Below are 13173 nucleotides of genomic sequence, written 5' to 3'. Positions count from 1 at the left end.
GCCCTCGCGGCCCTTTCGGGTCGCGCGGGTTCCGCCTGGGCTTGCTGCTCGTGGCATCATTTTTTTCCCTTGGCCGTTCCCGGGGAGCGATCCCGCCCCCCGGGTCTGGTCCTTACTTTCTAAACCGGATGTTGATTGTAACCTCTATCCGCTCTAGAATTAGGGCCAGAAGGAGCATCCATTCCAAGGTAGCTCTCCTTCTGGAGCAGAGGGATTAATCCCACCAATCACCGGGTCGGCCTGTCCGATCCGGTGATTTTGCTTTTAGTCGATAAAGACTATTTCCAGAAAGAAGAAAGACCGGTCCTTGCGCGTTTAATGCGCTGCTTCGCTCAGTCGGACATATTGTTTTCGCTTCCAGGTAAGGAGCGCGGGCCGCGAATTTCCCCCTGTCTGCTCCAATTCCAGCGAGCGGGCAGCGAAACTGTGGCTTTTTGGTCGCAACCTGCCCGCAGCCGGAACAGAGCGTGCGGACACAGTTTGGCGGCCGGGCGTTAACCTGCCAGAACGGAGCGGCGTGGCCCGATCATTGGGCCGGGCCGGCGGTCCGCCGTGAGCGAAACAATCCGGGAGAAGAAAGAATGGCGTCCAAAACCGAGAAGGGGAAGTCATCCGGCAACAAGCCCAACGCCTTGCAGCGGCCGGTTCAACCTTCGCAGGAGCTTGCGGCGATCGTGGGCAACGACCCTCTGCCGCGCGCGGAAGTGGTCAGCAAGGTGTGGGACTATATCAAGAAGAACGACCTGCAAAACCCGGAGAACAAGCGCGAAATCCTGGCTGATGATAAGCTGCGCCCGGTGTTTGATAATCGGGATAAGGTCACGATGTTCGAGATGAACAAGCACCTCAGCGCCCACCTGAAGTAATCAATTTTATTGCGGGGGGACGCCGTTCCCTGCGCCCCTTTGTTTTGTCGGGCTGCGTCCAGCGCGAACCAAGGGGACACCGGATTCCCCAAATACGCAACGGCATGACCGGCTGCGTTCTAAAACGGCAATGGAATTCCAAGGGGGTCACGGACCCCCTTGGCAAATCCTGGCGGCTTTTATTGGTCGCGCCTGCCTGCCGCAGGCATGCGCCCGGCTCGAAAACGGCTCTTTAAAAAATCAAATCAGCTTAGCTGTTGGCCAGCAGCGCGATCTTGCGCGCGCCCGGCGCGTCTTCGATTGCCGTCTGGATGTCCCATCCGGTTGGCTGCTGGAACACCTTGAGGCCGAACTCCGGCAGAATGGCGAACAGGTGGTCGAAGATGTCCGACTGGATGGCTTCGTATTCGGCCCAGGCGATCGTTGCCGTGAAGCAGTAGATTTCCAGAGGCACCCCGGTCGGGCCGGGGGCGAGCTGGCGCACCATCAGGGACATGCCCTGGTGGATGCGCGGATGAGCCCTGAGGTAGGCCTGCACATAGGCCCGGAAGCAGCCGATGTTGGTGAGGCGGCGGGCATTGACGGGCTCTGCCGCCCGGTCCGGGTGGCTGGCGTTCCAGGCCTCCAGCTCAGCCTGCTTGGCATCGAGGTAAGGCCGCATCAGCGCGAAGCGCCGCAGCGCGGTGCGTTCGTCCGGCGTCAGGAAGCGGATGCTGGCCAGGTCGATGTTCAGCGCGCGCTTGATGCGCCGCCCGCCGCTCTGCTGCATGCCCCGCCAGTTCTTGAAACTGTCGCTAATCAGCCGGTAGGTGGGAACGGTGGTGATGGTCTTGTCCCAGTTCTGCACTTTCACGGTGTGCAGGGCAATGTCGATCACGTCGCCATCGGCGTTGACCTGGGGCATCTCGATCCAGTCACCCACCCGCACCATGTCGTTGGAGGTCAGCTGGATGCTGGCCACCAGCGAGAGCAGCGTGTCCTTGAACACCAGGGTGAGCACGGCGGCCAGCGCGCCGAGGCTGGAGAGCAGCAGGAGGGGCGACCGCTCGGTCAGGAAGGCGACGGCGATGATCGCGCCCACCGTATAGAGCACGATCTTCAGGAGCTGCAGGTACCCCTTGATCGGCCGGTTGGCGGCGCCGGGGCGGCGCGCGTAGAGATCGTTGACGACATTGAGAAACGCGCCCGTCGCCAGCATCAGCGTGATGGCGGTAAAGGCGGAGGCGACGTTGCGGATGAGGATGAGCAGCACCTCCGGCATGCCGGGCACGAGCCCCGCGCCGGCATGGATGACCAGGGACGGCACCGCATAGGCCAGCCGGTGCACCACCCTGTGCTCCACCAGCAGTTCATCGCCAATGAAGGCGGTGCGCTTTGCCAGCGGGCCGACGACGCGCGCCAGCGTCAGCCGGGTCGCCCCATAGGCGGCCCAGGCGGCCAGGCACAGGGCGGCAAGGCCTATGAGCGTGTAGACAAAAGGATAGGCGTGCAAGAATTCAGAAGGCGTCATCAATCCGGTCGTCGCGTGGAGAATGGGGTTCGCGTCTGGCGCGGCCTTGCCATGGAGACAGGGCCAAGGCTCGCCCAAGGAATGCCCGAGAGCGTCGCAGGGGTCAAGCTTAGGGGACGCGGGCTATTTTTGCGGCACGAAGTCGCCTGACCAGATGCCGTAGAGGGCGGCCAGCGCCACCAGGACGAAGAAGGCGTTGACGCCGATGAGAAGAACGGCTGGCAGCCGGCGCACGTCAGGGATGCCGAGCGGCGCGCCGGGGCGCAGGTAACGCCAGATGCCCGCCACGAAGCAGAAGGCGCTGAGCAGCACCAGCACGGTGCCGGTGGCGATCACCAGCCAGTCCGCCACGATGCCCTCCAGCAGCGCGCGGGCGCCAATGCCGCTGGCCAGCGAGCCCAGCCCGGTCCGAACCCAGGCGGCATAGGTGCGCTCGGCGGCGAAGATGGTGCGATCCCCTGCCAGCGCCGTGCGGCGGTCTGCGCTGTCGGAAGCCTGTTTGGTGTTGCGCTCGACGGCCTTGCTGCTCTCCTCCATGGAGGTCGCGCTTTTCCTCAGCTGCTCCGTCTGGTCCCCGATGCGGCCATCCACGCCCTCCTGCCGGCGAGGGGGTTGCCGTTCGGATAGCGGCGTGGACATAATACCATGAACTCCAGAACAGGCAGGGTGAGGCAAGCGGTCCTGGCTGGCAGCGGCTTACGCCTGGGACGGGGCGCGCAATCTCGCCAGGGCCAGGCGTCCGGTCTCCTTGACCGACTGGCCGATGCGAACGAACGGATAGGCCATCTGCTTCAGGTAATATAACGGTATCTTGACCGGATTGTTGCTGTTCTCCTCGATCCAGGCGGCATTGGGGATGCCGGTGGGCGGGTAGACCTGCCGGTCCGGGCAGTAGGTGCCGAACAGCTTGTCCCAGATCACCAGCCGCTCCCCATAGTTGATGTCGAAATGCTCCTCGAGGGTTGAGTGGTGCACGCGGTGGTATTGCGGGCTGACGATGAAGTTGCCGAGCCAGCCCAGGTTGGTGCGGATGTTGGCGTGGATGAAATAGCCCCAGAAGTTGTTGAGCACCACGAACAGCACCCAGGCTGGGTAGGAACCGCCAACGAAGGCGATGGGAATGGTGCGGATCGCGCCGGAGATGATGGTCTCGATCGGGTGGGTGCGATGAGTGGTCGCCGGGTTCAGGTGCTTCTGCGAGTGGTGGATGGCATGGAAGTACCAGAACCAGCGCACCTCGTGGCGGATGCGGTGCGACCAGTAGAACATGAAATCGCTGACGATGAACGCGCCCAGCGTCTGAACCCACAGCGGCTTGTTATCGAGCAGCCCGGTGTTCAGGAACGGCAGGTAGGTCTTGTAGATGTACATGGCGAGCATCGTGCCGAGCCCGAGAAAGGCCGTCGGGATGAGGATACGCGGAATGGGGTAGAGAAAGTCGAGCAAGAGGCCGCCGGTCCGGTGGGCCTGGTGGGGCGCGGCGGGCCTCAGCCGTTCGATGATGAGGCAGGGAATGAGCGCCATCAGCAATACCTTCGGGTTGGTCAGGTAGGTGATGACATCCCAGGCCTGCTGCCCTCCCGAGGCGATGACGGCCTGCTTGATCGTGGCGACATCAACGCCGATGAATCCCGTAACGGCATCCTGGACGACGTTCAGAGCATCGTTCAATGAAGACATGCGGAAACTCCGGCAATTAATTCCGCTGTATTTTTCAGGAAGAGGCGACAAAAGAATAATAGTCGCGCCCAGCCCATGGGCTGTGACGCAGACAGATAAACGATGGTGGAACAATCGGGTTCCGGAGAAATGCGGTCTTATGCGCCTATATGGCCAGGCTTGCGGGTACTTCCTTTTGAATTAATATCTAGGGCCTGGCCGGAGGGGAAAATAAGCAGCGTTTATTGCAAGGCTTCTGCCGGGGTGCATCGGTTGCCTTGGAGGCCCAATGGCGGCTTGGTTTTGCGCTCCTGCACGGGTATAGGCTTGGACTTTCCCGTTTCTGGCCAATTGAAGAGCAGTCTCGCATGACCGATACGCCTCCGGATCGCCTCTCGATCAACCCGAAAAGCCCCTATTTCAACGCGGCCGTGCTTGAGCGGGGCGTCGGCATCCGCTTCCGCGGCGCCGAGCGCCATGACGTGGACGAATACTGCGTCAGCGAAGGCTGGATTCGCGTGCCGGTGGGCAACACCCGCGATCGCCACGGCTATCCGCTGACGATTAAGCTGACCGGTCCGGTCGAGCCCTATTTCCAGGACGCTGCCGATACGGCCGGCAAGGCCGAATAGCCGTTTCCGTTATTCAAAACAAAAGCGCGTCGCGGGGCGGAACCTCGCGGCGCGCTTTTGCTTTTGGACGGGCGCGGCCGTTCCTGCCCGGCGCGTCCCTATAAATTCCAAGGGGGTTCCTGAGACCCCCTTGGCAAGTCCATTCCCCAATTCACCCCTGAAGCTGGGCGACGCTCAGCGCCGTGATGTTGACAATGCCGCGTGCCGTGGTGCTTGGCACCAGCACGTGCAGCTGCTTGGAGGTGCCGAGCAGCAGGGGGCCGATCAGGTGGCCGTCGTTGGCGGCGGCCAGCAGGGTGAGGCTGATGTTGGCCGCATCCAGCGACGGCATGATGAGCAGGTTGGCCGAGCCGGTCAGCGGGCTCTGGGTCACCATGCGGCTGCGGATGCTCTCGGCCAGCGCGGCGTCGCCGTGCATTTCGCCGTCGATCTCCAGGTCCGGGCAGGCCTCGCGGATGAGCGGCAGGGCCTGGCGCATCTTGCGCGCGCTCGGCGAGTTGCTGGCCCCGAAGTTGGAGTGGGACAGCAGCGCCGCCTTGGGCACCATGCCGAAGCGCCGCACCGTCTGGGCGGCCAGCTGGGTCATTTCCGCCACCTGCTCGGCGGTGGGGTCGAGGTTCATGTGGGTGTCGCAGATGAACAGGACGCCCGTGGGCAGGATCACCGTCGACATGGCGTAGATGCGGCTGACGGAGTCCCGCTTCGGGATGATGGGAAGCACGTCCCGCGTCTGCTGCCACCAGTCGCTGCGGCCGCCGCAAATGGCTGCGTCCACAAAGCCCGCGTCCAGCAGCATGGCCGTGGTGATGTTGGGGCGGCGGCGAATGCGGCGCTCGGAGGATGCGGGCGGCACGCCGCGCCGTTCCACCAGCCGCTGGTAGCGCTCCACCAGCGGCAGGAAGTTGCTGTCGTTCTCGGCCGGGTCCACCACCTCGATGTCGCGGCCGATCTGCAGGCGCAGGCCAAGCTCGCGGATGCGCTCCTCGATGACGCCGCGCCGGCCCACCAGCACCGGCCGGGCGATGCGCTCGTCGATCACGGTCTGCACCGCGCGCAGCACGCGCTCGTCCTCGCCCTCGGCGTAGGCCACGCGCTTGGGCGCGCGCCGGGCCACTTCGAACACCGGGCGCATCAGCTGGCCCGAGCGGTAGATGAAGCGCTCCAGCTCCGTCTTGTAGACCTCGAAATCCTCGATCGGCTTGCGGGCGACGCCCGTGGCCATGGCGGCCTTGGCGACGGCGGGGGCGATCTCCAGCAGGAGGCGCGGATCAAAGGGCTTGGGGATGATATAGTCCGGGCCGAACAGGGGCGCGCTGCCGCCGTAGGCGCTGGCCACCACCTCGCTGGCCTCGGCGCGGGCGAGCTCGGCGATCGCCTCGACGGCTGCCACCTTCATCGCCTCGTTGATCTCGCTGGCGTGCACATCGAGCGCGCCGCGGAAGATGTAGGGGAAGCACAGAACGTTGTTCACCTGGTTCGGGTAGTCCGACCGGCCGGTGGCGACGATGGCATCCGGCCGCGCCTCGCGCACCAGGGCGGGCAGGATTTCCGGCTCCGGGTTGGCCAGCGCCAGGATGAGCGGCTTGTCGGCCAGGAGCGGCAGCCACTCCGGCCTCAAGACGCGCGGGGCAGAAAGGCCGAGGAACACATCCGCCCCCGCCAGCACCTCATTGAGCGCGCGCGCATCCGTCTGCCGGGCATAGCGGGCCATGTTGGCCGGCATGTTCTCGTCGCGCCCCTCATAGACCACGCCCTTGATGTCGGTGAGCGTGACGTTCTCCGGCTTCAGGCCCATGGTGACGAGCAGGTCGACGCAGGCCATGGCCGCCGCGCCCGCGCCGGAGGTGACCAGCTTCACGTCCTCCAGGCGCTTGCCCTGCAGCAGGAGGCCGTTCCGCACGGCCGCCGCGCACACGATGGCCGTGCCGTGCTGGTCGTCGTGGAACACCGGAATGGCCATCTGCTGGCGCAGCCGCTGCTCGATCTCAAAGCACTCGGGCGCCTTGATGTCCTCAAGGTTGATGCCGCCGAAGGTCGGCTCCAGCGCCGCCACCACCTGGCAGAAGTGGTCCGGGTCGCTGGCATCCACCTCGATGTCGAAGACGTCGATGCCCGCGAACTTCTTGAACAGGACCGCCTTGCCCTCCATCACCGGCTTGGAGGCGAGCGGGCCGATGTTGCCCAGGCCCAGCACTGCCGTGCCGTTGCTGATGACGGCCACCAGGTTGCCGCGCGCGGTCATCTCGCGGGCGGCTTCCGGGTCGGACTGGATGGCCTCGCACGCCGCCGCCACGCCCGGCGAATAGGCCAGCGCAAGGTCATGCTGGTTGGCCATGCGCTTGGTCGGCTCCACCGCCAGCTTTCCGGGGCGCGGCAGACGATGATAGTCCAAGGCGGCTTTGCGGAAGTCTTCGTCCATGGTGCATCCTGTCGGCAAACACAACAACTACAACTACGGAAGACCGTTGGTAGCAGTTTCTTTGATCCCTGCGGTAGCAGCCCCGCGCCTTGCGCTCAAGCAAAGCCTGAACATCTGCGGACGGGAAGGCGTTAAAGCCCATAAAGGGGCCGGCGGCCAACGCGTCCCGAGGCGGCGTCACCGGCGCTCCGGCCCGCCGCCGGTGCGCTTGCCCGGCCTTTTGGTTGGAGGGCGGCGCAGAATTACCGCCATGTGCGGCACAATTACAGGCCAATGCTCTGTTGCCATTAGAACAGTTGCCCTGTTTTTGATGTAATTTCTATAATTCAAACCTACGGAGCAAGCATGCGACCGAAGGCCTCACTCACCGCTTCACGCCGAAGTTGCCGTCGCATTCGAACCCTAGGAAAATTCTTTAAGGAAAAACTTGCACTGAAGTGCATATCTTTTTCATAATAGGCATCTCCCTTGATTTGATCATTCCCTGGCCGCACTCTGGAAAGGAGCCCCGACCGACGAATGCCCCATGACACCCCCCTCATCGCCACGATCGTCGGCGGCATCGGCCTTGCGTTCATCCTCGGCACGATCGCCAGCCGGTTCCGAATACCGCCCCTGGTGGGATATCTGATCGCGGGGGTGCTGGCGGGGCCGCACACGCCGGGATTCGTCGCGGACCAGTCGCTTGCGCCTGAACTGGCGGAAATGGGCGTCATTCTCCTGATGTTCGGCGTGGGTCTGCACTTTTCGCTGAAGGATCTCCTGTCGGTGAAAACCATCGCCGTGCCGGGCGCGGTGGTGCAGATCACGGTCGCCACCGCCATGGGCGCGGCGCTGGCGTGGGCGCTGGGCTGGCCGTTGGGCGGCGGCCTCGTCTTCGGCCTCGCGCTGTCGGTTGCCAGTACGGTGGTGCTGCTGCGCGCATTGCAGGAACGCCGCCTCATCGACACCGAGAAGGGGCGTATCGCCGTCGGCTGGCTCATCGTTGAAGACCTTGCCATGGTGCTGGCGCTGGTGCTGCTGCCCGCGCTGGCGGGCCTCATGGGCGGCAGCGCGGCGGGGGTGGCGGGCCATCACGCCGCCACGTCCGGCCTCACCCTTTGGGGCGTGCTCGGCCTCACGCTTTTGAAGGTGGTGGGCTTCGTTGCCTTCATGCTCATTGTCGGCCGCCGGGTCATCCCATGGCTGCTGCATTATGTGGCGCACACCGGCTCGCGCGAGCTGTTCCGGCTGGCGGTTCTCGCCATCGCGCTCGGCGTTGCCTTCGGCGCGGCCAAGCTGTTCGGCGTCTCGCTGGCGCTCGGCGCGTTCTTCGCGGGCATGATCCTCAGCGAATCCGAACTCAGCCACCGGGCGGCCGAAGAAACCCTGCCGCTGCGCGATGCGTTCGCGGTGCTGTTCTTCGTCTCGGTCGGCATGTTGTTCGATCCCATGAGCCTGGTGCGCGATCCGCTGCCGGTGCTCGCCACCCTGCTCATCATCCTCATCGGCAAGTCGGTCGCCGCGTTCTTCATCGTGCTGGCGTTCCGCCATCCGGTGCCAACGGCGCTCGCCATTTCCGCCAGCCTCGCCCAGATCGGCGAATTCTCCTTCATTCTCGCGGGGCTCGGCGTCAGTCTTGACCTTCTGCCCGAGCAGGGGCGGGACCTGATCCTGGCGGGCGCGATCCTCTCCATCCTGCTCAACCCGGTGGCCTTTGCCGCCATTTCCCGGCTGCGCCCCCGGCTGGAAAAGAACGAGCTGCTCGCCTCCATGTCCCACACCGTGCCGGGGCAGGTGGATGGCCCCGTCGCGGCCGCGGCGGCGGCCGCTGCTGCTGCCGCCGCGCCCGAGCCGGAGGAGCATGCGATCACCCGGCTTTCCGGCCACACCGTTCTGGTGGGCTACGGCCGGGTCGGCAGCCTGGTGGGCGAGCGCCTGAAGGAGGCCGGCCTGCCGTTCCTCGTCATCGAGGATGCGGAGAAGGCTGTCTTCGCCCTGCGGGAGGCGAACATCGAGACCATCGCCGGCAACGCCGCCAAGTCGGATATCCTGCGCTCGGCCAATCTGGCGGCGGCGCAGCGGGTCATCATCGCCATTCCCAACGCGTTCGAGGCGGGGCAGATCGTCCAGCAGGCCAAGGCGGCCAATCCGGATGTGGACGTGATCGCCCGCGCCCACTCCGACGCCGAGGTGGACTATCTGGCCAATCTCGGCGCGGATGCGGTCATCATGGGCGAGCGCGAGATCGCCAGGGGCATCCTCGAGCGTGTCTCGCTCATGACATCCGCCGCCGAGGAGGATGACGCGGCGCGGGGCGCCGGGGCCGCCTAGGATCACTTATGTTCCGCAAGCGGTTGGGCTCCCTTTGCGTCTTATAAAGATGCCGTCTCTCACACGATCAAGCGGTCCCAGCGGCCATAGTGGTTGCGGATCGGGCCCTTGGGAATGCTGAGCGCGGCAAGCGCGAGGCCGCAGAGGATGCTCGCGATCATGGATGTGGTGCTGGCGTCATAGAGGAAGGGCGTCACGCACAGCGCCGCGCCGAGCAGGACGTTGAGAAAACGCACCGGCCGGGCCACCTCGGCGCTGGCGATGGAGACGACCGTCAGCGCCAGCGAGCCGATCAGGTGGTCGGCGTTGGCCATGCTGCCGCTGTTGCCCAGCGTCACGCGGGTGAACAGCAGCCACAGGCCGATGAGGGCCGAGGCCGCCAGCGGCCAGGGCAGGCTGACGCCGCCTGCCACCATTTCCCGCAGAACGGCGCCGGGCGCGCGCGCGAACTCGTCCTCCTGTGGCCGGGCGGCCTCGCCTTCGTCCGTGTCGCCGAACAGCAGCACATAGAGCCAGTTGCGCCCGGCCTTTATGCGGCGGCGGAGGAACTGGATGGTCGCCAGCAGTTCGTCGAGCGAATAGGGAATTTGTATCAGCATCACGGCGGCGGCGATGAGCGCCGGCAGGCTCCAGGTGCCGAGCAGGATCGGCTGGATGATGATGAAGAAGATGGAGGTAACGCCCAAGGGCGCGATCATCAGGCCGAAGATCAGCACCAGCCATGGCATGGTGCGCCAGCGCTGGCGCGAGCCGACGATGCCGGTGAGGATTTCGAGCGCATAGGTATAGGCCCCCACGGCCGCATCCGAAACCGGCCAGGCTTCGGAAACCCAGGAGGTAATGATCTCCTCCGTCCCGTTCTTCGGGTCCAGGGGGTTGCCGGTGAACACCGGATCCCACGCGGCCGGGCTGTGGCCCAGCTGGTAGGCGGCCAGGTGGCGGGAGATCATCAGCCCCACGACCGCCAGCGCGATGATGGGGAGGCGCTGCGACCAGGAGGAGGGGTTGTAGTCCCACCCCGGCGGCACGTCGGGTCCGGTGAGCGCCGCGGCGGCCGAGGGGCCCGGCTCCGGGCGGGTGCAGACGGCAAAGCCGAAGATGAGCATGCCCGCCAGCGTGTCGGAGAGGTAATCGGCCCCGCTCGTGGTCCAGAACAGGAAGGGCACGGCCATCGCCACGGCGCCGATGGCGGCGCACACCCAGCGCGCCCACTGGGCCCGCCACGAGACGGCCAGGCTCGCGAACACCATCAGCGCCGCGCCCAGGGCGACCTCCACCCACGCCAGCCCGCGCTCGGGCACGGTGATGACCCACGGCTGCGCCAACAGCCAGAACCCCATGCCGATGTTGGCGAAGTGCGCCCAGCGATAGGCGCTGTGCTCCTGCGCCACCTGGGCCTGCCGGCGCTGGGTCAGGTCGTGGGGGTGGCCCGCGGTCTCGGCCGCCGCATCGGCCGCCGCCTCCAGGGACTCGGGCGGGGTGACGCCGTTGGCCTTGTACCAGCCGATCGGGTCCCGTTTCAGCGCCGCCACCATCTTCGGCAGCTCGGCCTTCAGCCGGTGTTTCGGCTCCCAGCCCAGCCACTGGCGGGCGCGGGTGATGTCGAGCGCATAGTGATCGTCCGCCATCCGCACCATGAACGGCTTGATGAACGGTTTCTCCCCCTGGTCGATCATGTCGGGGATAACCGGCTCCAGCTTGTCCTGCGCCCAGGCCCCGGCCGCGGCGATGGGTTTGGGCAGGCGCAGCGTCGGCCATTCCTTCTCGCCATGGATCAGGTAGCCCAGCTCGTCCTGCAGCGCGTCATAGCCGATGGCGTCCGCCTCGCCGATGAGGATTTCCGCCTCTGGCGGCAGCTGCGCCCGCCGGTCCACCGTGCGGCGGAAGGCATCCAGCATATCCTCCCGATGCAGCATGGACTGGCCGACGAGCGTCGAGCCCGAATAGAAATAGCTCTCCAGGTCCCGCTCGTAGATGCGCGCCATCTGCTGGGCCATGGTGGGCACGGTGGTATGCTCGTCGTAGACGCCGGCCAGCCGCAGGAGCACATAGGGAATCTTGCCGTGCTCGGCCTTGATGACGGCTTCGGCGGCCGCCTTTGACTTCGGGTAGGCCCAGCGTGGGTCGATGGGCTGGGTCTCGTCGATCTGCTCGCCGGGGCGGCAGGGGGCATGCACCAGCATGGTGCTGGAGTAGACGAACTGCTCCACCTCGAAGTTCTGGAGGGAGCGCAGCAGGCACCGCGTGCCCTCCACGTTGACCGACTGGTAGAGCGGGTTCTCCTCGCCGGTGAAGTCGAAGAAGGCCACCAGATGGATGACGCTGGCGATGCGGCTGCCGAACGTCTTTTGCACCTGCGCCAGCGCCTCCCGCAACGAGTCATCGGATGAAAAATCGGCCTCAAGCACCGGAAACCCGACGTCTCTTACCTTCAGGTCGAGGCCGACGATCCGGTAGGCATCGGATAGGGCCCCGGCCAGCGAGCGGCCCAGGTTGCCGGTCGCGCCGGTAATCAGGACCACGGGCTTGCCGGCAGCGGACTGGCCCGGAGCGGATGTCTCGGTGGATGGCCTGGCAGACTCCACGGGTGCGGTTCCCCCAACGTTTCGGCCTTTGCGTGTCAACGCGGGCCGTTGGCCGGGCGTTCCTTGGGGCAGGCCGTTTGGCATCCAAGGCCTGCCCGAAGCGTATCTTCCTTTCAGCCTGCCGGCCGTGCCGCGCGGCGGCGGGGTGTCGCGTTGGATAAACAGATTGCAGGGACCGATGGTATGAAGCGCTCCATCCTGATGTGCGTCACGGCCGCCAGCCTTGGACTGACAGGCCTCGGGCTGATGGCCTGCGGGCAGGCAGAGGAGGCGGAGAACGCCACCGCCACGTCCTTGAGCACGGATCAGCCGGAGGACGACAAGACCTACGCCGCAACCGGCACGATCACGGCCATCGCGGGCAATCAGGTGACGATCGCGCACGGCCCGGTGAAGGATCTGGACTGGCCCGCCCAGACGGCCGACTTCCAGGCGCAGAACCTCGACCAGATCATCAACCTGCGTCCCGGCGACAAGGTGTCCTTCACCTTCAATCAGGCGGGCGGGCAGTACATCCTCGTCTCCATCCAGAAGCGCGGCGACTGACCGGCGCGCAGCGCTCGCCCGTCGCAAACGCCTAGGCGATCCATCAGTCGCCGGCTATTGGCAACGGCAAGCCAAACCATGGCTGCGCGCTAACACGGGGGGACCGTTTCAATGTTGATTTTGAGGCCGTTGCGGCTGCTTGTTCGCCTTGCCATTTCGCTGGCGTTTCTCGGGCTTGCGGCCCCTGTTTGCCTTGCGCCGGCCCATGCGGCCGATGCCGCAGGCGATACCCCCGAGGCGGCGTTCGAGCGCTACCGCACGCTCATCAACACCCACGATTTCGAGCAGTTGGCGGATCAGGTCATTGCGCCGGATGCCCTGTTCGTCTTCACCGAGAAGAGCCATCGCGGGCTGGATGCGGTGCGCGCCGCCTTCCAGAATACCTGGTCCATTCTGCCGGATGAAGTCTACGCCATGAGCCAGCCCGAATGGCTGGCGCGGGACCGCGATACGGCGCTGGTCGTCTTCCGCTACAGCTACAAGGGCACGCTGAAGAGCGGGCAAGCCCTCTCGGGCGGCGGGCACGGCACCAACCTTTACAAGCGCACGCCCGCGGGCTGGCGGCTGGCCTACGAGCACCTGAGCCACGATCCCAAACCCGCCGCCACAAACTGAGGCGGGCCGCAGGGAGGGGCTTAAAGCT

10 protein-coding genes are annotated in these 13173 nt (G+C 65.5%); 5 read left to right on the top strand and 5 right to left on the bottom strand.

Translation table 11 applies throughout. The annotated features are described in order from the left end of the window. The first annotated feature begins 581 nt into the window (after positions 1–581). On the top strand, positions 582–866 hold the full coding sequence (locus L0C21_RS16425) for an SWIB/MDM2 domain-containing protein (protein WP_259279477.1): 285 nt from the start codon (positions 582–584) through the stop codon (positions 864–866). Between the two features lie 250 nt (positions 867–1116). Here the strand turns inward: L0C21_RS16425 and L0C21_RS16420 are convergent, their stop codons facing one another. The 3 genes from L0C21_RS16420 to L0C21_RS16410 all read right to left on the bottom strand — a co-directional run bounded on the left by L0C21_RS16420 (position 1117) and on the right by L0C21_RS16410 (position 4056). Next, positions 1117–2376 carry a mechanosensitive ion channel family protein gene (locus L0C21_RS16420; protein WP_259279476.1) on the bottom strand — a complete coding sequence of 420 codons (1260 nt, stop codon included), beginning with the start codon at positions 2374–2376 and terminating at the stop codon, positions 1117–1119. A 123-nt stretch (positions 2377–2499) separates the two neighbouring features. Next, positions 2500–3015, bottom strand: a complete 516-nt coding sequence (locus tag L0C21_RS16415) for a YidH family protein (protein ID WP_259279475.1) — start codon at positions 3013–3015, stop codon at positions 2500–2502. Positions 3016–3072: 57 nt separating this feature from the next. Continuing rightward, on the bottom strand, positions 3073–4056 hold the full coding sequence (locus L0C21_RS16410) for a sterol desaturase family protein (protein ID WP_259279474.1): 984 nt from the start codon (positions 4054–4056) through the stop codon (positions 3073–3075). 347 nt (positions 4057–4403) lie between these two features. Between L0C21_RS16410 and L0C21_RS16405 the strand changes: the two genes are divergently transcribed. Beyond that, on the top strand, positions 4404–4667 hold the full coding sequence (locus L0C21_RS16405) for a DUF3297 family protein (RefSeq protein ID WP_259279473.1): 264 nt from the start codon (positions 4404–4406) through the stop codon (positions 4665–4667). A 151-nt stretch (positions 4668–4818) separates the two neighbouring features. Here the strand turns inward: L0C21_RS16405 and L0C21_RS16400 are convergent, their stop codons facing one another. Then, positions 4819–7086, bottom strand: a complete 2268-nt coding sequence (locus L0C21_RS16400; RefSeq protein WP_259279472.1) for an NADP-dependent malic enzyme — start codon at positions 7084–7086, stop codon at positions 4819–4821. Positions 7087–7605: 519 nt separating this feature from the next. On the opposite strand from L0C21_RS16400, the gene ybaL reads away from it, so the two are divergent. Further along, positions 7606–9399 (top strand): YbaL family putative K(+) efflux transporter, encoded by a 1794-nt coding sequence (ybaL, locus tag L0C21_RS16395; RefSeq protein ID WP_259279471.1) that lies wholly within the window; start codon positions 7606–7608, stop codon positions 9397–9399. A gap of 59 nt (positions 9400–9458) precedes the next feature. On the opposite strand, the gene L0C21_RS16390 is transcribed toward ybaL, so the two are convergent. Next, positions 9459–11984 carry a vitamin K epoxide reductase family protein gene (locus L0C21_RS16390; protein ID WP_259279470.1) on the bottom strand — a complete coding sequence of 842 codons (2526 nt, stop codon included), beginning with the start codon at positions 11982–11984 and terminating at the stop codon, positions 9459–9461. A 183-nt stretch (positions 11985–12167) separates the two neighbouring features. Between L0C21_RS16390 and L0C21_RS16385 the strand changes: the two genes are divergently transcribed. After that, complete coding sequence (locus tag L0C21_RS16385; RefSeq protein WP_259279469.1) at positions 12168–12530, top strand: copper-binding protein; 363 nt, start codon at positions 12168–12170, stop codon at positions 12528–12530. 111 nt (positions 12531–12641) lie between these two features. Continuing rightward, positions 12642–13145 carry a YybH family protein gene (locus L0C21_RS16380; protein WP_259279468.1) on the top strand — a complete coding sequence of 168 codons (504 nt, stop codon included), beginning with the start codon at positions 12642–12644 and terminating at the stop codon, positions 13143–13145. The last annotated feature ends 28 nt before the right edge of the window (positions 13146–13173 follow it).

The organism is Pedomonas mirosovicensis, assembly GCF_022569295.1.
Taxonomy (GTDB): Bacteria; Pseudomonadota; Alphaproteobacteria; order Sphingomonadales; family Sphingomonadaceae; genus Pedomonas; species Pedomonas mirosovicensis.
The sequence above is the reverse complement of the archived record's forward strand: the minus strand, read 5'-3'. Positions and strand labels throughout refer to the sequence as shown.

Excerpts from the sequence above, each read along its gene's own strand:
- L0C21_RS16425 (WP_259279477.1), top strand. The coding sequence starts at position 582 with ATGGCGTCCAAAACCGAGAAGGGGAAGTCATCCGGCAACAAGCCCAAC.
- L0C21_RS16420 (WP_259279476.1), bottom strand. The coding sequence starts at position 2,376 with ATGACGCCTTCTGAATTCTTGCACGCCTATCCTTTTGTCTACACGCTC.
- L0C21_RS16385 (WP_259279469.1), top strand. The coding sequence starts at position 12,168 with ATGAAGCGCTCCATCCTGATGTGCGTCACGGCCGCCAGCCTTGGACTG.
- ybaL (WP_259279471.1), top strand. The coding sequence starts at position 7,606 with ATGCCCCATGACACCCCCCTCATCGCCACGATCGTCGGCGGCATCGGC.
- L0C21_RS16410 (WP_259279474.1), bottom strand. The coding sequence starts at position 4,056 with ATGTCTTCATTGAACGATGCTCTGAACGTCGTCCAGGATGCCGTTACG.
- L0C21_RS16380 (WP_259279468.1), top strand. The coding sequence starts at position 12,642 with ATGTTGATTTTGAGGCCGTTGCGGCTGCTTGTTCGCCTTGCCATTTCG.
- L0C21_RS16400 (WP_259279472.1), bottom strand. The coding sequence starts at position 7,086 with ATGGACGAAGACTTCCGCAAAGCCGCCTTGGACTATCATCGTCTGCCG.
- L0C21_RS16405 (WP_259279473.1), top strand. The coding sequence starts at position 4,404 with ATGACCGATACGCCTCCGGATCGCCTCTCGATCAACCCGAAAAGCCCC.
- L0C21_RS16415 (WP_259279475.1), bottom strand. The coding sequence starts at position 3,015 with ATGTCCACGCCGCTATCCGAACGGCAACCCCCTCGCCGGCAGGAGGGC.